We start from the raw sequence: 21,205 nt of genomic DNA on the forward strand, positions 1-21,205 counted from the left end.
TGAAGAGGAAAAGACTATGGATTACGCGGGAATTTGTCGAAATCAGGTCGACGTTTCTCGTTGAATGCGTTTCGGCCTTCTTGACCTTCCTCTGTCATGTAAAACATCATTGTTGCGTTACCAGCTAGCTCTTGAAGCCCAGCTTGGCCATCACAGTCCGCATTGAGTGCCGCTTTTAGACAACGCAGCGCCATTGGGCTGTGTTGAAGTACTTCACGACACCAACGAACGGTTTCTTTTTCTAGATCAGCAACAGGTACAACTGTGTTTACTAGGCCCATGTCCAATGCTTCTTGAGCATCGTAGAAACGACACAAAAACCAAATTTCACGCGCTTTCTTCTGGCCAACGATACGAGCCATGTAAGAAGCACCCCAGCCGCCGTCGAATGAACCCACTTTAGGACCCGTCTGACCGAACTGCGCGTTTTCAGCTGCAATAGTCAGGTCTGCCATCATGTGAAGTACATGACCGCCACCCACTGCCCAGCCAGATACCGCTGCGATAACCGGTTTTGGACAAGTACGAATTTGGCGTTGGAAATCAAGTACGTTCAAGTGGTGAGTACCTGAATCATCTTGATAGCCGCCGTAGTCACCACGGATACTTTGGTCACCACCAGAACAGAACGCCTTCTCACCAAGACCCGTCAAAATGATCACGCCTACTTTCTCGTCGTAACGAGCGTCAGCCAGTGCATTGATCATCTCTTTTACGGTTTGTGGACGGAACGCATTGTGCACTTGAGGACGCGCAATCGTGATTTTCGCAATACCGTCGTCAGATTTGTGGTACTGAATATCTTCAAATTGACTGCTTTCATCGCGCCAGTTAACGGCTGCGTAAAGTTCTTCTTCTGTGATGCCTACTGTTTTAGCCATGGTGATTCCCATTGTTCTATTAGAGACCACGACTATCGAATAGTCGTGACGGTGTTGCTTTGCTTTTGATAGTGCTTTATACGAGATAATTGCTCAGTCAAATTAGCGACGACTGGCGATGCATTCAATAATCAGGTTCGAAAACAGCTCTGGTTGTTCAAAATGAACATTATGACCCGCGTAATCAACCTGACTATATTCAAAGCCACTATTATCAGCTAGCTCCATGAATTTACGATCTTTTTCACCACACACATAATGCAATTGATGCTCATGAGATTTTAATGTGGCACGTAAATCTGGTTGCTTAGCTAATGAAGTCGATAACAACATATTTGCTACGGATACTCCAAGGTTACCACTACGCTTTATGACCAAAGTTTGTCTTTGCTCATGATTTAGTGAAGAAAAGACGCTTTGTTGATACCAATCGTCTAAAACATCTTCAATCGACTGCTGTGCAAAGCGAACCGCCCATTGCGTATCATGTACTAACCTTTGCGCTCTTTCTTCATCACACTCCAAACCAAAATTGCCACCTTCGATGATAACTTTTTCTAGGTTAAGTGTTTCAAAGCAAGGGCTTGTCACCCCATACATAGCGAGCCTACCTCCCATCGAGTAACCAATAACCACGATAGGATAGTCTGCAGGAAGATCGTTAAGAGCAAGCTGAGAAGTAATGCATTGAACGATTTTCTTGCAGCAATGGTCAAAGCCTACCGGGTCGATAAAGCGACTTTGTCCGTGCCCGGGCAAATCTATGCAAAGACGAGGAAAGTCCTCTAGGAATGGATGACATGCGCTCCAATCATCCCCGCTTCCGAGTAAACCATGTAAAAAAACAAGCAAAGGTTTATCAGAAGATACTTTTGAAGCTGGGTAATAATTGGAGTAAAGCATGTAAAGTCCTTAGGCTAGTGCCTCGGTGAGCATTGAACTGAATTGTTTCAGTAAAGTAGACGCTTGTTCGGGAGGCGTCTTAACTTCCACGATCAAGGTACCTTGACCTTGTTCGAAATGTTGTTCGATGATTGTTTGATACCCATTCAAGGTTTCAGGCGCAGCATAACCGAGCTGGAATTGCGCAGCGGCATGTTCAAAACCGAAACCATGAGGCATTTGATATAGAGATTGTTTTTGTTGCTCAGGAACGGGCAACAAGTCAAAGATCGCGCCACCGTTATTATTGGTCACAACAATAACCATCGGCGTTACATTGTAAGTTAGCAGAGCCAGTGAGTTGAGGTCATACAACAAAGAAGTATCACCAATCAACATCAATAAGGGATTCTGGTTGGCTTTCACTACACCCGCAGCTGTAGCCACCAAGCCATCAATGCCCGATGCACCACGATTACTGTAAACTTGATTCGCAGATATTGATGACAGCATATCCACCAGCCTTACCATCAAGCTGTTTCCCACAAACAACTCTCTGTCTTTAAGTCTAGTCGACAAATCAACGGCAACGCTCAGCTCGGTCAGTTGGTCGTTGTTAGATATCTGTGCCAGCGCCAATTGTTGAACGGTATTCGCGATTTCTACCAAAGGTGCCGCCCAACCTGCATGTTGACCTAACAAGGTAGGTAAATGCTGCTCGGACACCCACGATTCTATATCTGCACCAATGTGAGTTTGAGGCAGATGATCTTGATTGATACGGTGTGTATCTGGTGACACAACAATGTATTGAGATGCATCGAACAATACAGCTTGCCACTTAAGCCATTGGTTGAGCCGCTTGGATACAATGCGCTCACCGAACTGAAGGATGAAATCACATTGGTTAAGTTGTTCTTTCGCTACGTCAATCTGCATCCACAGATCATAATGCTTCCAATCACTTGTGATACCTGATTGAGGGTCGCAGAATACCGGCCATCCCAAAGTAGAAGCGAACTGCTGTACTTTCTTCGCCGCTTTTTTGTCAATAGAGCCAATAATCACGACACCTTTGCGTGTCACATAATCGCCAGGCGCGACTGGGTGAACATTAAAATGATTTGGCAGACAAGTATTAGAATAAGGGCTTGTTGAAGTGTTCCACCCCACTACACTCTTTGTGTAGTCAGCATATATCTCAGCACTGTTGGCTGAATAAAGTGGCTCTGGAAACGGGCAGTTGATGTGAATGGCTCCGCCGACACTGCGTTGTTTAGCGAGTGCTTTATCAACGGATGTCAGAAGCCAATTCAAAGAAATTCGTGTCGTTGGGCTTGGGAGATTTAAGGCCGTTTCAACATGGGAAGAAAAAATCCCCTGTTGTTGAATAGCTTGGTTGGCACCACAATCGACTAAATCAATTGGCCGATCAGAAGTTAGCAAAATAAGCTTCTCTCGTGTCAGCCCAGATTCAGCCGTCGCTGGCAGCAAGTTTGCAACAGCAGTACCAGAAGTAACAATCACTGCAACTGGCTTATCGCTGGCTTTTGCTAAGCCCAGCGCAAGAAAACCAAGACCACGTTCATCAAAATGCGTGTGTAAGGTTAACTTAGGATTAGCTTCAGCTTCGAGAGTTAACGGTGTTGAGCGAGAGCCCGGCGCAACACAAACATGTTCAACACCGTTGCGTGCTAGCTCTTCAAGTAGCGTGTTACACCAAACTCTATTTAATACGGCTTGGTCGTGATTCATGACGCCACACCTAAGGGTGGGTGGTCTGAAATCAAACTCAGGAGAGTCGACATCTTCTTGTTCAACTCTTGCCACTCATGTTCGGCAACCGATCCTGGCACGATCCCCGCGCCCGCAAACAGTTGTACTTGATCGTTTACAACCAAAGCACTTCGAATCGCGACACAAAATTCTGCTCGTCGATGGCTGATGTAACCAACTGAACCCGCATACCAACCCCTCGCAAATGGTTCATGTTCAAGAATGAAGTCCATCGCCTCTTTACGCGGTAAACCAGCAACCGCCGCAGTCGGCTGCAATGCAGCAAGCAACTGCACACCGTTGATACCATTATTAAGTTGAGCGTGAATATTACGCTTCAAATGCTGCACCTTACGCAGACGCACAAGACGGGCATCTTTTTCAACATGCACCGTTTGGGAATGAGGCGTCAAACGCTCAATGATATCGTCGACTACATATTGGTTTTCATTGAGGTTTTTGCTGTCTTGAGAAAGCCAATTGGCTAGCTCCATATCCTCGGTTGCGTTCTCCCCACGACCAATAGTTCCAGCAAGTGCTTCGGTATCAAGCTCCGTACCATGTCGGCTATATAAACGCTCTGGCGTCGAACCGATAAAGCTGTGTTTCGAATCCAATACCAACATAAAGTGAAAGCTGTGATGATTCTGCAGATAACTGGCTTTAAGTAATTGCGCAGCACAAATCGGCGCATCAAGCTGCAACGTGGTTTTACGAGCCAAAACGACTTTCTTGTACTCTTCATCGCTGATGCCCTTCAGGACTTTATCGACCAAGCTGTCCCACTGTTCTCTTTCTGGAACATGTTGAATCTGTTCGATATGCGCAGATAAAGGAGCCAATATCGCCGCTTCAACCGAAAGCTTGTTCAAAGCATTAATAGCAGCGACACGATCAGGAGACAAATTAACGGCTAACGACCATGTATCGTCAAAACGGATCAATTCAACCTGAGGAAGGAAGAAAAACGATTCCATACAACGACGGTTCTTTGCGGTATGTCCATCAAACGAACGTCCGCCCCAAATTCGTTGGTCTTCGCCAAGAATAGCGTATGCCGGAGCGGGATCGGAAAAAGTATGCAGTTGACCGAGTGCGACGACCTCTTCACGAGTGTCACGCGACTGCCAGTAGAACTTAGGAAAGAGCGGTTGAGCATGAAGCCATTCAATGAATGCAAACGATGGTTTTTGCGTTAGAACTTCAACACAACGAACTTCGCTTGCTTGGGCATTTTGTACTCGCTCAATCAAAGCGGAGATAGTTTGCTGGAAATGTGACAAATCGACCTCGTTCACATCTAAATTATTATTATATTAGTTTGATACTTTATGGGCAGCACCCACTTAGATCAAGAATGTATAAAATCTTTTGAACATTCCTGTGATTCTAAGCGATTCAGCGTATTTATTCATCTTAGCGAACAACCACAAAAGCGATTAATTAAAATTTAGATAATAGCGACAAAAAAAAGACCAAACGTGACACTGAAATGCGACATTCATCAGATTTTTATTCTATCAAACCCCATTTTGCGGTACTTTAATAAAGTATTTAAATTAATTTCAGGAAATCGGCAATGCAAAATATCGGGATGTCGTCAAAACTCAACAGCGTATGCTACGAAATCAGGGGGCCTGTACTCAAACATGCTAAGCGCATGGAAGAAGAAGGGCATAAAATACTGAAGCTTAATATTGGTAACCCCGCCCCATTTGGTTTTGACGCCCCTGATGAAATCCTTGTTGACGTTATCCGCAACCTGCCGACATCTCAGGGTTACTGCGACTCAAAAGGCATCTATTCAGCCCGCAAAGCGGTTGTTCAGCATTATCAAAAAAAAGGTCTGCGTAACCTCGATGTAGAGGACGTTTACATTGGTAACGGCGCGTCAGAGCTTATCGTTATGTCTATGCAGGCGCTACTTGATAATGGTGATGAAATCTTAGTTCCCGCTCCGGACTACCCACTATGGACAGCATCTGTTGCGCTTTCTGGTGGTACACCGGTTCATTACCTATGTGATGAAGATGCCGATTGGTATCCAGACCTAGATGATATGCGTGCGAAGATCTCACCAAAAACTCGCGGTATCGTTCTTATCAACCCGAACAACCCAACGGGCGCGGTATACAGTCGTGATTTCTTATTACAAGTTGTTGAGATTGCTCGTGAACACGGTTTGATTATTTTTGCCGACGAAATCTACGACAAAGTACTTTACGACGGTGCTGTACACACATCAGTGGCTACACTTGCTGAAGATGTATTAATGGTAACTTTCAACGGCCTATCTAAAGCTTATCGCGTATGTGGTTTCCGTGGTGGTTGGATGTTCTTAACCGGTCCAAAACACATCGCGAAAGGCTACGTTGAAGGGCTTGAGATGCTCGCCTCTATGCGTTTGTGTGCCAACGTACCAATGCAGCATGCAATACAAACCGCATTAGGTGGCTATCAAAGCATCAACGAACTGATTCTTCCGGGTGGTCGATTGCTTGAACAGCGTGATCGTGCATGGGAACTGATCAACAAAATCCCTGGCGTTTCTTGTGTGAAACCAAAAGGCGCGATGTACCTGTTCCCTAAGATCGACACCAACATGTACAACATCAAAGACGATCAGAAATTCGTGCTCGATTTCCTTAAGCAAGAGAAGGTGCTATTAGTTCAAGGTACTGGCTTCAACTGGCCGAAACCGGATCACTTCCGCATCGTGACTCTACCGCACATCGAAGATCTAGAAATCGCGATTGGTCGTCTAGAGCGCTTCTTGCAGACTTACAGCCAAGATGACATCACTAGTGATTAATGAACCCAAAGAAAAATGACTACAATTTACTGTTTTAAAAGACTTTAATTTGTATTCATTCGCTTCTATGCTTAAGAGGCTCCTGTTTAGGAGCCTTTTTTGTAACCGCTGTCTCGCACTATTTGTGAGAAAACTATTGCGAGTGGAGCACAGTTTAGAAAGGACGATTATGAAACAAAGCCATTTCTTTGCCCATCTAGCACGCATGAAGCTTATCCAGCGTTGGCCTCTCATGCGTTCAATCTCAAGCGAAAACATTTCAGAGCATAGCCTACAGGTTGCGTTCGTCGCGCACGCCTTGGCATTGATCAAAAACAAAAAGTTTGATGGTCAACTCAACGCAGAGCACATTGCACTGCTTGGCATGTACCACGATACCAGTGAAGTGCTCACTGGTGATTTGCCCACGCCGGTTAAGTACTACAACCCGGACATCGCCCAAGAGTACAAAAAGATAGAAGCAGCAGCAGAGCAAAGACTGCTTTCGATGTTGCCAGAAGAATTCCAAGATGACTTCGCCCCTTTCTTAATCTCTGGAACGGCAAGCAAAGAAGAACAAAGCATCGTCAAGCAAGCAGACACCATCTGTGCTTATCTAAAATGCCTTGAAGAACTCAGCGCGGGCAACCACGAATACGAGCAAGCCAAACGTAGATTGGAAGAGACTCTCGAACAACGTAAAAGCCCAGAAATGGATTACTTTCTCACCACCTTTGCACCGAGTTTTGAATTATCACTGGACGAAATCAGCTAGCTAGGTATAACTTGAGTGTAATTAGCTAAACAAATCAAATTGATAGGTGCTATTTTGACTTCTCTACTCGAACCACCATTTGAACTCGAACAAGAATGGCAACATCGAAACGACGATGAACATAAAATAAGACGTGATGACCATCGTAGTCCGTATCAACGCGATCGTGCGCGGGTGCTTCACTCTGCGGCTTTCCGTCGCCTACAAGCCAAAACTCAGGTACACGGTACCACCGTCAACGACTTCCACCGCACTCGCCTTACTCACTCTCTTGAGGCCGCTCAGCTTGGGACAGGTATCGTCGCTCAACTGAAGAAAAAGCAGCCAGAGTTTCGAGTTCTATTACCCTCGGACAGTTTGATTGACTCACTGTGTTTGGCGCACGATATTGGCCACCCACCTTATGGGCATGGCGGTGAAGTCGCACTCAACTACATGATGCGCGACCACGGTGGTTTTGAGGGTAATGCCCAAACGTTTCGCATTGTCACTCAGTTAGAACCTTATACCGAACATCACGGTATGAACCTATCTCGACGCACTTTGCTGGGGTTGATCAAATACCCTTCACTGCTTAGCGAAGTTCAAGCCAAGACTCAATCTCAACCTGTTAAACACCAACGACAGCTCCGAGCGCGAGATTGGATGCCAGCAAAAGGTATTTATGACCACGATGAAGAGTTATTCAACTGGGTACTTGAGCCACTTTCGAGTAACGACCGACAGCTTATAAAGCAAAAAAGAAAGTCGCACACCGAGCCACTTGAGCACAACAAGACTAAATATAAGTCGCTCGACTGTTCCATCATGGAGTTAGCTGACGACATCGCATATGGCGTACACGATTTGGAAGATGCGATTGTGCTAGGTTCAGTGACTAAAGCTCAATGGGTCGATTCTGCATACCCTCAGCTCAGAGAAATGGCTGACCCTTGGATTTGTAAGCACTTAGATTCAATTACAGAGATGCTATTCTCGGGCGAACAGTATCGTAGAAAAGATGCGATTGGTGGGATAGTCAACGCACTGTTGACCAGTATTTCGATTAAACGCGTTGATGAAAGCTTTGAGAACGTACTTTTGGCTTACAATGCAGTGCTTGAACCAAGCATGGACGGCACGCTCGATAAGCTGAAACACTTTGTCAGCGAGTTCGTTATTCAAGTGCCTCAGGTTCAGGTCATCGAATACAAGGGCCAGCAGATCATCATGGATATGTTTGAAGCATTCAGTGCTGACCCTGAACGTTTGTTACCACTGCCAATCAAGAAGCAATGGCTACAACATCAAGACGATTCAAGAAAGATGCGCGTGATTGCCGATTACATTTCGTCAATGACTGATGATCTTGCGCAGAAAATGCATCAGCAATTATTTTCAGCTCATACAGAGTTTTAAGTGCTCAATCACTTAAATATCGGGGGAACAGCTTAATCTAAATAGTTTTTCTCGAAGACACCTGGTGGCATTTGATTGATTTGAAACTGAATCATTTGGTCAAATGCCGTTAACAGAGGGCTAAAGTCTCGGTCATTTTCTAACAAGCGCAACAGATGATAACCCGCTTCTACTGTGGATAGACTGTTTTCACTGGGTGCTTTGCGAATTCGATAGTTACCCTTGAGGTCTTTCGGCAAGTGAACCGTTTTTAACGCATGCAAGTTACTCGATACCTGCCACATTTTGAACGCCTTCTTCCACGTCCCATCCAATAAAATTACACGTAGCTTTTTATTTGAATAAGTTACCGACTTAACAGGAACAGAATGTTCACTCGGGTATAAAATCACGTGCTGATAATGTTCATCGGCCAGCAATATGTTCAGTTGCTCGTTGTTAGAAAAGTCTTCACCGACAAACGTCACACTGTTATTTAGAGATAACGAGAGGATACGCGCAGTTCCCATCGGACGATGCTCTTCTGATGGGTGTTGAAGAATGATAAGCTCAACATTTGATTCGAGTGGTGTAACCCACTGACAAATACAAGCTTTCAAAGCCTTGCTGCATTGGGGGCAATAACGAGACATGGATTTAATGTGTACCCTGTATTAATTTTCACTTCACTTTTATGCGTCTTATTCCAATTTGAGCCAATACAAGCTTGGGTCGTTTGGGATAGCAATGCGATTGCCGAGGGGCAATGGTGGCGAATCCTAACAGGAAACTTTTCACATACCAACTACTCGCACCTTCTGATGAACCTAGCAGGCTTATGGATCATCAGCTATCTGTTTCAACCGAGTAAAAAACCGCTTGCTCTTGCTATGCTTGTGATTAGTTTAGTGACTGGGGTCGCTTTGTTGTTTTCGAGTATTCAGATCTATGTTGGCCTATCTGGCACTTTGCATGGGTTATTTGGCTTATTCGCTCTCAATGAAGCGCTGAGCGGCAGGAGGTCCAGCTGGCTCCTAGTGTTGGGATTAATAACTAAGATCGCTTGGGAGCAGCTTATTGGCCCTTCGAGCACGACTGGCGAACTGATTAATGCTCGAGTAGCCATTGAAGCCCACCTAGCAGGTGCTATCGCTGGAGGCTTCATGGCTATGGCGTTATGGCTACCGAATAAAAAGTAACCCTCAATAACCCGCCAAATTAAAGTTGAATTCGCTCACGATTCTTTTCAACCGTTGCCTCGCCAATACCTTTCACATTGACCAAGTCACTGGGTTTTGTAAATGCACCATGCTTATCCCGATAATCGACAATCTCTTGGGCTTTTTTGTCACCCACACCAACAAGTAATGCTGATAATTCCTCAGCCGTAGCTTTATTGATGTTTACGGTGATTTCAATGCCGTCGTACAACTCTGCCTTAGTCGGACTATCAGCAAACACTCCAGCACTCAGAGTAATTAGAAATGAAAGAAGTAATGTTGAATATATTGTTCGCATAAACCGTTCCTTTGTTCAAAAAAGGTAACTTATGCATTTACCGCGGCAGATAACACAATCACCAGATAAAAATAAAGCGGGTCACCTAAGTGACCCGCTTTGTTATACATCTTGTTTTCATCAGATTGTTTGTTAGCTCACAAATCTGATTTATCGGATAAACCTAACTTGCAAAGCAAAAGCCTTGTTTTGACTGACAGTAGTAAGAGACCAAAGTCATCTTGCTAGCCAGTTTAAGCTAACCTTAATGACCTTGACCTTGACCTACTACGTAGTATTCAACATCTGCGTTTTCACGAAGTACGTTTAGTACGTTGGTCAGGTCTTGTTGGTTGCCAACTCGTTCCAGTTGAGCACCAATTTGAGTGCTGTAAGCTGGGTCGATTTCAGCCGTTACTTTAGAAAGTTCTACAACAACGATGTTACCGTCTTGGTCTTTAGATTGGCCAAACACCGCTTGACCGCCTTCAGGCTTCGCTAGAGCGAATACAGAAGCTGCCAATGGAGAGTTACGGTCAATTGTTTCAAGTTCAGTGAACTCAAGGTTGTTATCCGCTAATACTGCTTCATTGCCTTGCTTAAGTTCGTTCACTAGAGAAACACCTAACTCAACCGCTTGCTGCTCGGCTTGTACAGCAGACAGCGCAGCCACAACTTGATCCTTCACTTGTTCTAGAGGAAGAACTGTTTCGTCACGAGTCTCTTCTACACGAATAACAATCACGTGTTCAGGAGCCACTTCGATAACTTCAGAGTTTAGGCCGTCTTCTTTCACTTCTGGGCTCAAGATAGCTTGCATAACAGCAGGCGTCATCAATACTTCTGGTGCATCTACTTGAGAGATGAAATCAGTCGTTGTGATCTTAGCGTTAATTGCTTCTGCAGAGTCATCTAGAGAGTCAGGGAATTCAAACGCTACTTTCTCTAATTCAGTTTGCTGTTCGTAGAACTGGTCTACTGCGTGCTGGTCTAGAAGCTCTGTCTTAATCTCTGCCGCTACTTCAGAGTAAGGCTGAGCTTGAGATGCTTTCAGTTCGTCTAGCTTGATGATGTGGTAGCCAAAATCAGATTTAACTAAACCCGTTGTATCACCAATATTCTGAAGAGCAAAAGCGGCTTCTTCGAATGCTGGGTCCATAACATCACGTTCGATCCAACCTAGGTCACCACCAACTTCAGCACTGCCGAAGTCATCAGATTTTTCTTCCGCTAACGTTGCGAAATCAGCGCCTGCGTTGAGTTCGTCCAGGATGGACTGCGCTTTCGCTTCATCGTCGCCTTGAACTAGGATGTGACTAACTTTACGCTGCTCTGAAGTTGAGTACTTATCTAGATGCTCTTCATAGTATTTCTGAGCTTCTTCATCACTCACTTTAAGCTGCGACTTAAGTGCTTCGGCTGAAAGTTCGATGTAAGACACCTTAGCTTGCTCTGGACGAGTGTAAGCTAATGGGTTTTCAGAGTAGTACTGTTCAATCTGCTCGTCGGTAAGCTCAATGTCTTTCGCTAAATCAGCAACAGAAAGCGTCACAGTACGAATATCACGAGTTTGAGCAATCAGTTTGCTTTGAGTATCGATTTCGCCTTGAAGAACAAATTCACTGCCTTGAAGTGCAGTAACAAGTTGATTACGCATTAGGTCACGACGCATGTATTCAGCGAAGCTTTCTGCGCTGAAACCTGCACGACGTAGTGCTGATTGGTAAACTTCTTGATCGAATTGGCCAGCCGTTTGGAACTGAGGCATTTCTAGAATCATGGTACGGATTTGAGAATCGCTGATTCGTAGACCTAAAGACTCAGCTTGCTGCTCAAGTAGAACATCGTTGATCATGCGATCAAGGACTGATTTACGGAAAGACTCTACGTATGCAGGGTCTGCAAGCATTTGAGCGAAGTAATCGCCAAGTTGAGATTGCATGCGATTACGTTCGTTTTGGTAAGCTTGTTCAAACTCGCCACGAGCAATTTCTGTGTTGCCAACTTTAGCTGCTGCGTTGTTACCGCCACCGGTGATGTAGCTGCCTACACCTGCGAATACGAATGACAGGATAATCAACCCAAGGATAATTTTTACCGCGATGCTATTCACGCCTTCGCGTAATCGATCCATCATAATTTAAGTGCTCTCCGGATATGAAGCATTGGCTTCAAAATAAAAATCTATTCACGCGATATTATCAGAAAAAGAAATGCGCATCAGTAGGATGCGCATAATTTAAATAAGTTCAATGTGCTTTGCACACATACTGCCTAAGAATGAAACATCATTGTTCAAACAGTAAACGCATGTTAATGCTTTCCCCTCTTCACATTCGAGGTTCCAGCAAACAAAAATTAGTTACATGCGTCTTTAAGTGCTTTACCCGCCTTGAAGCCAGGTACTTTAGCTTCTGCAATTTGGATCTCTTCACCAGTTTTTGGGTTACGACCTGTACGAGCAGCACGAGTACGAACACTGAAAGTACCAAAGCCAACAAGTGCAACTTGGTCACCTGATTGTAGCGTTGTGCCAACTGCTTCGATGAAAGCGTCTAGAGCGCGACCAGCTGAAGCTTTAGAGATGTCTGCGTTTTCTGCGATTGATTCTACTAGTTGTGTTTTATTCACTGTTTTTCCCCTATGTGTCATCTGTGACTAAATCTCGATGACTGTACGTTCCATTTTGGTTTTTATTTCGCCGCAAGCCTTATTGCAAAAGGGATTGCCGCTTTAGCGAATAACTTAGCGTCCAAAAAAAACGCTGACAAGCCTTTTCGAGCCTATCAGCGTAATTCTTTACTTATTTTTGCTACGCATCACTATTTTTTCACGTCAAACTCGACCCCTGACGGATCTCGTTCTAGCGCAACCTTAAGAACTTCATCAATCCATTGGACTGGAATCACCTTCAAGTCAGCAATAACGTTGTCCGGAATCTCTTCCAAATCACGCTCATTGTCTTTAGGAATCAAGACTGTTTTGATGCCACCACGGTGAGCTGCAAGCAGTTTTTCTTTCAAACCGCCGATAGGTAAAACTTCACCTCGTAGGGTAATTTCACCAGTCATACCCACCTCAGCTTTTACAGGATTACCCGTTAAGCTAGAAACAAGTGCAGTACACATTGCAATACCCGCGCTTGGGCCATCTTTTGGTGTCGCACCTTCAGGCACGTGAACGTGAATATCGCGTTTCTCGTAAAAATCAGTGTTGATACCTAGATTTTCAGCACGAGAGCGAACCACGGTCATTGCCGCCTGAATCGACTCTTTCATCACATCACCCAATGAGCCGGTTTGCGTTAGCTTACCTTTACCTGGCATTGATTCAGTTTCGATTGTCAGTAGGTCACCACCCACTTGAGTCCACGCTAGACCAGTTACCTGACCAATACGATTGCTCTCATCCGCTTTACCAAAGTCATGACGTTGAACGCCTAAGTACTCTTTCAGGTTATCAATGTTAACCGTTACAGACTTAAGGTCGCTGTCTAGCAAAATGTTTTTAACTGCTTTACGACAGATCTTAGAGATTTCACGCTCTAGGCTACGTACACCTGCTTCACGCGTGTAATAACGAATAATGCCGATGATTGCAGAGTCTTCAATCTCAATTTCATGAGGCTTAAGACCGTTGCGTTGAACTTGCTTGTCCAATAGGTGGCTCTTAGCAATATTCAGCTTTTCATCTTCTGTATAACCAGACAAACGAATCACTTCCATACGGTCCAGAAGAGGGCCAGGAATGTCCATCGAGTTCGACGTCGCAACAAACATAACATCTGACAGATCGTAATCTACTTCTAGATAATGATCGTTAAATGCGTTGTTTTGCTCAGGGTCTAGTACTTCTAGAAGCGCTGAAGATGGGTCGCCACGCATATCAGAAGACATCTTGTCGATTTCATCTAATAGGAACAGTGGGTTTTTAACGCCAACTTTAGACATCTTCTGGATAAGTTTACCCGGAAGAGAACCGATGTACGTACGACGGTGACCACGAATCTCAGCTTCATCACGAACGCCGCCTAGCGCCATACGAGTGTACTTACGACCCGTTGCCGCAGCAATAGAACGACCTAGAGAGGTTTTACCAACGCCAGGAGGACCAACAAGACAAAGGATTGGACCTTTCAGTTTGTTGATACGGTTTTGTACAGCCAAGTATTCAAGAATACGTTCTTTAACCCGCTCTAAGCCGTAGTGATCTTCATTTAAGATCTCTTCCGCTTTCGCTAAATTCTTTTTAACTTTTGAACGCTTAGCCCAAGGAACGCCTACCATCCAATCGATGTAGCTACGTACTACTGTTGCTTCAGCAGACATTGGCGACATCATTTTCAGTTTTTGCAGTTCTTGCTCTGTTTTCTCACGAGCTTCTTGAGGCATCTTAGAATCTTCGATTTTCTTCTTCAGAGTCTCGAATTCATCCGGTGCGTCGTCCATCTCGCCAAGTTCTTTCTGAATCGCTTTCATTTGCTCATTCAGATAGTACTCGCGCTGAGATTTCTCCATTTGTTTCTTAACGCGGCCACGAATGCGTTTTTCAACTTGTAGGATGTCAATTTCTGACTCCATTTGGCCCATCAAGAATTCCAGACGTTCAGTGACATCTAAAATTTCTAGAACGTGCTGCTTGTCTACCAATTTAAGTGGCATGTGCGCAGCAATCGTATCAGCAAGGCGAGCAGCCTCATCAATACCGTTCAGAGACGTTAGAACCTCTGGTGGAATCTTTTTGTTTAGCTTAATAAAGCCTTCGAATTGATTGATCGCACTACGAACAACCACTTCTTGTTCTTTTTCGTCAAGTTCTGAAGTAACAACGTATTCGGCATCCGCTAAGAAAAATTCACTTTCTTTGAATTGGTGAATTTTTGCACGCTGCTGACCTTCGACAAGTACTTTAACCGTACCATCAGGGAGCTTTAGTAACTGAAGAATGGTAGCGACTGTACCTACGTTAAATAGGTCGTCGATTGAAGGCTCATCAGTGTCCGCTTCTTTCTGCGCTACAAGTAGTACTTGTTTGTTAGCTTCCATTGCCGACTCAAGGCAAGTAATCGATTTTTCACGACCAACAAACAATGGAATAACCATGTGTGGGTAAACCACTACATCACGTAGAGGTAGCACGGGGATTTCGATACGCTCGGAACGTTCCAAGTTCATATATTTCTCTCTTCCGCTTTAACTTATAAAGCAGTATATGGGGCTTAAACGACTGGATTCAATGGAAGAATAAAAAAAAGGAGGTAATTGCTTACCTCCTTTTTCAATTTGAGCGTGTGGTCTAAAAAAGACCTACTCTGCAGCAGCTGCTTGATTATCTGAGTTACTGTAAATCAACAGTGGTTCTGACTCACCATTAATTACCGACTCATCAATCACAACTTTGCTTACATCAGTTGAAGATGGCAGTTCGTACATAGTTTCCAGTAGAACACCCTCCAAAATAGAGCGTAGACCACGAGCACCTGTTTTACGGTTCATTGCTTTCTTAGCAATGGCACGTAGTGCGTCTTCGCGGAATTCTAACTCTGTATCCTCAAGTTCAAATAATGCAGCGTACTGTTTTGTCAGTGCATTCTTTGGTTCACAAAGGATTTGGATTAGCGCTTCTTCATCAAGCTCTGTCAGTGTTGTTGTAACAGGTAGACGACCAATGAATTCTGGAATTAGACCATACTTCACTAGATCTTCAGGTTCTACTTGAGTGAACAGTTCACCGATAGTTTTGGTTTCGTCTTTAGAACGCACTTCTGCGCCAAAGCCGATACCGGAACCTGTTTCTACACGTTGCTCAATCACCTTATCTAGGCCTGCAAACGCACCACCACAGATAAATAGGATCTTAGATGTATCCACTTGCAAGAACTCTTGCTGTGGATGCTTACGACCACCTTGAGGTGGAACTGAAGCAACGGTGCCTTCAACAAGTTTTAGCAGAGCCTGCTGTACACCTTCACCAGACACGTCACGCGTGATGGATGGGTTTTCAGCTTTACGAGAAATCTTGTCGATTTCATCGATGTAAACAATGCCACGTTCCGCTTTCGCTACGTCATAATCACATTTTTGAAGCAACTTCTGGATGATGTTTTCAACATCTTCCCCCACGTAACCTGCTTCGGTTAGTGTCGTTGCATCTGCCATTGTGAAAGGAACGTCTAGGAAACGAGCCAATGTTTCAGCAAGGAGTGTTTTACCACTACCAGTAGGGCCGATAAGAAGAATGTTACTCTTACCTAGCTCTACGCCTTCAGCTGTCGTATCACCATTACGCAAACGCTTGTAGTGGTTATATACCGCAACTGCTAGCACTTTTTTCGCGTATTCTTGACCGATTACATAGTCGTCAAGATGCTCACGAATCTCACGCGGCGTTGGCAGCGATTCCGATTCTTTCTTAGGAAGAACATCTTTAATTTCTTCACGAATAATGTCGTTACAAAGATCGACACATTCATCACAAATGTAAACAGAAGGACCTGCGATTAACTTGCGAACTTCGTGCTGGCTTTTGCCACAGAAAGAGCAGTAAAGCAGTTTACCGCTACCACCCTCTTTGCTTTTGTCTGTCATTCGCTAACCTCTTAGCCTTTACTCTCTATGTTTGAGTGTATAACAATTTGAATCACTTTGCGTTAAACAATTGCCTTGCAATTATTGACCGCGGTGATTAAGAACCGAATCCACCAAACCGTATTCTACTGCTTGATCAGCAGACATGAAATTATCACGATCTGTATCACGCTCAACAACTTCTAGAGGCTGGCCTGTATGCTCTGCCAATAGTTTGTTTAGCTTTTGTTTGATCGTTAGGATCTCTTGCGCGTGAATTTGAATATCAGACGCTTGGCCTTGGAAGCCGCCAAGTGGCTGGTGAATCATTACACGTGAGTTTGGAAGTACGTGACGCTTACCTGGAGTACCACCCGCTAGTAAGAACGCACCCATAGAGCAAGCTTGACCCATACATACTGTGCTCACGTTTGGCTTGATGAACTGCATTGTGTCGTAGATAGACATGCCCGCTGTTACGCTACCGCCAGGTGAGTTGATGTAAAGATAGATATCTTTGTCTGGGTTTTCTGATTCCAAGAAAAGCAGTTGAGCCACGACAAGATTTGCCATGTGGTCTTCCACTTGACCGGTTAAGAAAATGATACGTTCTTTTAATAGACGAGAATAAATATCGTAAGAACGTTCACCACGGGAAGTCTGTTCAACCACCATAGGAACTAGTGCGTCCATAATCGATGGCATTGTATTTTTTTCTTGGTAGCTCATATTCTTATGTCCCTAAAATAAATGGCCCGAATGATTAAATCATACGGACCATTGTTAGCAGAATTGTTGACCGTACGTCAACCTTCTACGTCAGATATTACTATATTAAGCAGGTTGCTGATTCATTAGCTCGTTGAAGCTAACTTCTTTATCAGAAACTTGAGCTTTAGCGATGATTGCATCAATAGCTTGCTCTTCTAAAGCAACATTGCGCATGTTGTTCATCATTTGCTCGTTTTGCTCGTAGTAAGCAATAACTTCTGTTGGATCTTCGTATGCTGTAGCCATCTCTTCGATGATAGCTTTAACTTTCTCATCATCAGCTTTTAGCTCTTCAGTCTTGATTACTTCACCAAGAAGAAGACCTACAACTACGCGACGTTTAGCTTGCTCTTCGAACAACTCACGAGGAAGTTGGTCAGCAGCTTCAGTGTTACCACCGAAACGTTGAGCAGCTTGTTGACGTAGAACACCGATCTCTTGATCGATTAGAGCAGAAGGTACGTCGATGTTGTTTTCGTTAACTAGACCGTCGATAGCTTGCTCTTTGATGCGGTTCTTAACAGCTTGCTTAAGCTCGCGCTCCATGTTCTTACGAACTTCAGCTTTAAGGCCTTCAATGCCGTCAGTAGCACCAAACTTAGAAACGAATTCTTCGTTAAGCTCTGGAAGTTCACGAGCTTCAACTTTGTTCAGCTTGATAGAAAACTTAGCTTCTTTACCTTTTAGGTTTTCAGCGTGGTAATCTTCTGGGAAGTTTACGTCGATTTCGAATTCCATACCTGCTGTTTTACCAACGATACCGTCTTCAAAACCAGGAATCATGCGACCAGCACCCATTTCTAGTGGGAAGTTCTCAGCTTTACCGCCTTCGAACTCTTCACCGTCGATAGAACCAACGAAATCGATAGTTGCACGAGAACCAGCGTCAGCAGCAGCTTCAACTTCAGTCCAAGTTGCTTGTTGCTTACGTAGAGTTTCGATCATCTCTTCAACGTCAGCTTCTTTAACTTCTACTGCTGGTTTCTCAACAGTGATGTTTTCTAGACCTTTCAGCTCAACTTCTGGGTAAACTTCAAAAGTTGCATTGAATACTAGGTCAGCGCCTTCGTTGTTTTCAACTGGTGCGAAAGTAGGTGCGCCAGCTGGGTTGATTTTCTCTTTAACGATCGCTTCGATGAAGTGACGTTGCATTACTTCGCCCATCACGTCTTGACGTACTGCTTTGCCGTACATTTTAGCAACCATCTTCATTGGCACTTTGCCTTTACGGAAACCATCGAAACGACGATTTTTCGCGATGTTGCGTAGTTCAGCTGTAACTGCATCTTCGATGTTAGCAGCAGGAACAGTAATATTAAGACGGCGCTCTAGGCCTTCTAGCGTTTCAACAGTAACTTGCATTATATAAACCTCAAAACTGGCTCAGTAATCTGAGCATATGAGCCGTAACTTAGCTTTAATTCAAAAGCCGACGTTGTTGGCTGCATCCTTGTGTAGTGCTCTATCCGAACACCTAATTTAAAATCGAGCATTGATGTTTGAATTGATTATTCAACTAAACACCAGACTAATCAGCGATATCTTCGTTCTTCACACGCCGACTAAAACGCAACAAAGCTTGTTTTCAGAAACAAGAAAGGTATCTCCGATTAGCCTCAGGACAGAAATTTTAGACGCGACATTCTAGCGATCTGTTTAATCTCTGTCGAGCCGTTCGCCTCTGCTTGATGATGAATGCTCTAAATTCGTCCAACTAAATGATAAAAAAACGATCAAAACATCACTTAGCACAACAGAAATGGGGACAATAGCGACTTTTTCAAGGGAATCGAGGCCTTTTTTTGCTAAAAACCTTAAAAAGAGATCTTGCTCTTGTTTTACCCCTCAGAGTCGATAACTTTTTCAACAATCTCCGTTACAAAGCCTTAACCTACCACCATCTGTTATCTCTCTATTTTAAGAAAAAACTACCGCTAGTTGCTGTCATAAACGAGAAAACACAGGTGTATTTGTTTACCTAGAATTTAGCGGAGAGCGTTCATGTTTCGAGCTTTAAGAATCCCTTTACTACTGCTCATCACCTATGTCTTGCTGATGGTTCTCGGTGGTCACTGGGTATGGAGCACAAGCCATCAAAGTTTGTTAAATGATCACCAGTCTAAGTTAGATCGATTTTCCGTTCATATTTCTAGCCAATTGGATAAGTTTGCCCATATCCCAGAACTGCTCTCAAAAGATAAAGAACTAGTCGATGCCCTACACTCACCAAGTAATTCCGCGCAAATCGAGCTGACTAATCGGTATCTAGAGCACGTAAACACAGTAATTCAAGCGTCCGACACTTACCTACTCGACAGTATCGGTACCACCATAGCTGCTAGTAACTGGAACCTGAAACACTCTTTCGTTGGACGTAACTTTGCTTTTCGTCCCTACTATCAACAAGCAATTCTCGGCAATGAAAACCAGTACTTTGCTTTAGGTTCTACCTCGGGAAAGCGAGGCTATTATTATTCTTACCCTGTCTCCTACGCGGCCGAAATCATTGGCGTGATTGTCGTAAAAATGGATTTATCACTGATTGAAGCAAGTTGGAAAGGAAAGCAGAGTTTTTTTGTTGCCGACGATAAAGACCAGATTGTTTTTATGTCGAGCAAGCCTGAATGGTTGTTCAAAAGCCTTCAACCTTTAGATAAAGCGCAAAAAACTCGCATTCAAGAAAGCAGACAATACCTTGATACCAAGATCGAGAGCCTTCACTTTTCAGGAGACTTAGAAAGCGCCACCAGCAGCATTCAATCACCACACCAGCTCGTAAAAGAACGTTTTTTTACTTCATCACGCTTCCTCGATGACCCGAAACTAACTGTCAGAGTATTTTCTCCAACACACTTAGTTTGGTGGGATCTCATCGCTTACCTTGTGGTGCTGAGTTTAGTGTTTGCCATTATCTATCTCACGATGCAACTCAACCATCACCGCCAACAAAAGCGTACGCAAATCGATAGGCTACAATCTGAAGCCAAACAAAAACTCGAGTTTCAAGTCCTCGAAAGAACCTCTGAGCTCCATATCGAGATCAAACAGCGTATCGAAACAGAACGGGTGCTCAGGCAAACACAAGATGAGCTTATCCAAGCCGCTAAACTAGCGGTATTGGGTCAAATGTCAGCGAGCATCAGTCACGAACTGAATAACCCACTCGCTGCGATTCGCAGTTATGCCGATAACGGCCGACTGTTTCTTGCAAAAGAAAAGACCGAGCGTGTTGATGACAACCTATCTCGAATTTCATCACTCACCGATCGTATGGCGAAAATTAGCCACCAGCTTCGCTCCTTCGCAAAAAAGTCCACGGCGGAAGAGCTACACACATTGCAGATATTGCCTGTTCTTCATTCCTCTAAAGAGCTGATGAAACCGCAATTGAAAACTGAGCGAGTCAAAGTAAATGAGCTCCCTGAAACCTTCAATGCTTGCGTGCTCGCCAATGCGATTCAACTGGAACAGGTAATCATTAACCTACTGACCAATGCAGTTCAAGCTATGGAAAATCAAGAAGATAAACAATTGGCTATCCTGTTAGAGATTAGGGAATCAAATAATGAACAATCAAAAACTCTGTTGATTCACGTTGATGATAATGGCCCCGGCTTTATGTCACCTTCGACGGGAGGTTTTTTTGAACCCTTCCATACCACCAAAAAAAATGGTCTTGGACTCGGGCTATCGATTTCTCAACAAATAATCGGTGGAATTAACGGAAAACTGTTGACCGATAGCAGCCCACAAGGTGGCGCTCGTTTTAGTATCGAACTCCCAATTGTGCCTGATGAGCACCGTGCACGAACAGAACGCGCGCAAGCAGATTAAGGCTAACTCATTAAATTAGCTAACTTCACAAGCAAGCAAACAAGCAAACAAGCAA

General features: G+C 44.1%; 17 protein-coding genes and 1 pseudogene. 5 read left to right on the forward strand and 13 right to left on the reverse strand.

Annotated elements, in window-relative coordinates; genetic code table 11:
- Positions 1–14 precede the first annotated feature (14 nt).
- From menB to L8S15_RS01935, 4 genes are all read right to left on the reverse strand, one after another.
- The gene (gene menB, locus L8S15_RS01920; RefSeq protein ID WP_010439547.1) at positions 15–881 is read right to left on the reverse strand and encodes a 1,4-dihydroxy-2-naphthoyl-CoA synthase; all 867 of its coding nucleotides are present in this window, start codon (positions 879–881) and stop codon (positions 15–17) included.
- A 102-nt stretch (positions 882–983) separates the two neighbouring features.
- Positions 984–1,784, reverse strand: a complete 801-nt coding sequence (gene menH / locus L8S15_RS01925; protein WP_010439545.1) for a 2-succinyl-6-hydroxy-2,4-cyclohexadiene-1-carboxylate synthase — start codon at positions 1,782–1,784, stop codon at positions 984–986.
- Between the two features lie 9 nt (positions 1,785–1,793).
- The gene (gene menD / locus L8S15_RS01930) at positions 1,794–3,518 is read right to left on the reverse strand and encodes a 2-succinyl-5-enolpyruvyl-6-hydroxy-3-cyclohexene-1-carboxylic-acid synthase (protein WP_016788632.1); all 1,725 of its coding nucleotides are present in this window, start codon (positions 3,516–3,518) and stop codon (positions 1,794–1,796) included.
- Entirely contained in the window at positions 3,515–4,822 is a 1,308-nt protein-coding gene (locus L8S15_RS01935) for an isochorismate synthase MenF (RefSeq protein ID WP_016767086.1), read from the reverse strand. Before L8S15_RS01935 ends, menD begins: the two co-directional genes overlap by 4 nt.
- A 296-nt stretch (positions 4,823–5,118) precedes the next feature.
- On the opposite strand from L8S15_RS01935, the gene L8S15_RS01940 reads away from it, so the two are divergent.
- The 3 genes from L8S15_RS01940 (at position 5,119) to L8S15_RS01950 (ending at position 8,503) form a co-directional block, all read left to right on the forward strand.
- Entirely contained in the window at positions 5,119–6,351 is a 1,233-nt protein-coding gene (locus L8S15_RS01940) for a pyridoxal phosphate-dependent aminotransferase (protein ID WP_016767085.1), read from the forward strand.
- 169 nt (positions 6,352–6,520) lie between these two features.
- On the forward strand, positions 6,521–7,105 hold the full coding sequence (gene yfbR / locus L8S15_RS01945) for a 5'-deoxynucleotidase (protein WP_010439536.1): 585 nt from the start codon (positions 6,521–6,523) through the stop codon (positions 7,103–7,105).
- A 54-nt stretch (positions 7,106–7,159) separates the two neighbouring features.
- Positions 7,160–8,503 (forward strand): anti-phage deoxyguanosine triphosphatase, encoded by a 1,344-nt coding sequence (locus L8S15_RS01950; protein ID WP_010439534.1) that lies wholly within the window; start codon positions 7,160–7,162, stop codon positions 8,501–8,503.
- 32 nt (positions 8,504–8,535) lie between these two features.
- Here the strand turns inward: L8S15_RS01950 and L8S15_RS01955 are convergent, their stop codons facing one another.
- The gene (locus tag L8S15_RS01955; protein ID WP_010439531.1) at positions 8,536–9,135 is read right to left on the reverse strand and encodes a DTW domain-containing protein; all 600 of its coding nucleotides are present in this window, start codon (positions 9,133–9,135) and stop codon (positions 8,536–8,538) included.
- Between the two features lie 9 nt (positions 9,136–9,144).
- Between L8S15_RS01955 and rrtA the strand changes: the two genes are divergently transcribed.
- The gene (rrtA, locus tag L8S15_RS01960) at positions 9,145–9,681 is read left to right on the forward strand and encodes a rhombosortase (RefSeq protein ID WP_016767082.1); all 537 of its coding nucleotides are present in this window, start codon (positions 9,145–9,147) and stop codon (positions 9,679–9,681) included.
- Positions 9,682–9,700: 19 nt separating this feature from the next.
- On the opposite strand, the gene L8S15_RS01965 is transcribed toward rrtA, so the two are convergent.
- From L8S15_RS01965 to L8S15_RS21810, 8 genes and pseudogenes are all read right to left on the reverse strand, one after another.
- A complete protein-coding gene (locus L8S15_RS01965; protein ID WP_010439527.1) occupies positions 9,701–10,000 on the reverse strand; it encodes a helix-hairpin-helix domain-containing protein in 300 nt (99 codons plus the stop codon).
- Positions 10,001–10,244: 244 nt separating this feature from the next.
- A complete protein-coding gene (gene ppiD, locus L8S15_RS01970) occupies positions 10,245–12,116 on the reverse strand; it encodes a peptidylprolyl isomerase (RefSeq protein WP_016784700.1) in 1,872 nt (623 codons plus the stop codon).
- Between the two features lie 221 nt (positions 12,117–12,337).
- Positions 12,338–12,631 (reverse strand): HU family DNA-binding protein, encoded by a 294-nt coding sequence (locus L8S15_RS01975; protein WP_012604504.1) that lies wholly within the window; start codon positions 12,629–12,631, stop codon positions 12,338–12,340.
- Between the two features lie 170 nt (positions 12,632–12,801).
- Positions 12,802–15,153 carry an endopeptidase La gene (gene lon / locus L8S15_RS01980; RefSeq protein ID WP_010439506.1) on the reverse strand — a complete coding sequence of 784 codons (2,352 nt, stop codon included), beginning with the start codon at positions 15,151–15,153 and terminating at the stop codon, positions 12,802–12,804.
- Between the two features lie 132 nt (positions 15,154–15,285).
- Complete coding sequence (gene clpX / locus L8S15_RS01985; protein ID WP_010439502.1) at positions 15,286–16,566, reverse strand: ATP-dependent protease ATP-binding subunit ClpX; 1,281 nt, start codon at positions 16,564–16,566, stop codon at positions 15,286–15,288.
- An 81-nt stretch (positions 16,567–16,647) separates the two neighbouring features.
- A complete protein-coding gene (clpP, locus tag L8S15_RS01990; protein WP_004736080.1) occupies positions 16,648–17,274 on the reverse strand; it encodes an ATP-dependent Clp endopeptidase proteolytic subunit ClpP in 627 nt (208 codons plus the stop codon).
- Positions 17,275–17,379: 105 nt separating this feature from the next.
- Positions 17,380–18,678 carry a trigger factor gene (gene tig / locus L8S15_RS01995; protein WP_065101226.1) on the reverse strand — a complete coding sequence of 433 codons (1,299 nt, stop codon included), beginning with the start codon at positions 18,676–18,678 and terminating at the stop codon, positions 17,380–17,382.
- Positions 18,679–18,972: 294 nt separating this feature from the next.
- A pseudogene (locus L8S15_RS21810) lies at positions 18,973–19,155 on the reverse strand (hypothetical protein); the annotation flags it as partial.
- A 162-nt stretch (positions 19,156–19,317) separates the two neighbouring features.
- On the opposite strand from L8S15_RS21810, the gene L8S15_RS02000 reads away from it, so the two are divergent.
- The gene (locus L8S15_RS02000; RefSeq protein ID WP_016784701.1) at positions 19,318–21,150 is read left to right on the forward strand and encodes an ATP-binding protein; all 1,833 of its coding nucleotides are present in this window, start codon (positions 19,318–19,320) and stop codon (positions 21,148–21,150) included.
- The last annotated feature ends 55 nt before the right edge of the window (positions 21,151–21,205 follow it).

Origin of the sequence: Vibrio sp. S/42/10, from assembly GCF_029890535.1 — a bacterium.
GTDB classification, from domain to species: domain Bacteria; phylum Pseudomonadota; class Gammaproteobacteria; order Enterobacterales; family Vibrionaceae; genus Vibrio; species Vibrio cyclitrophicus.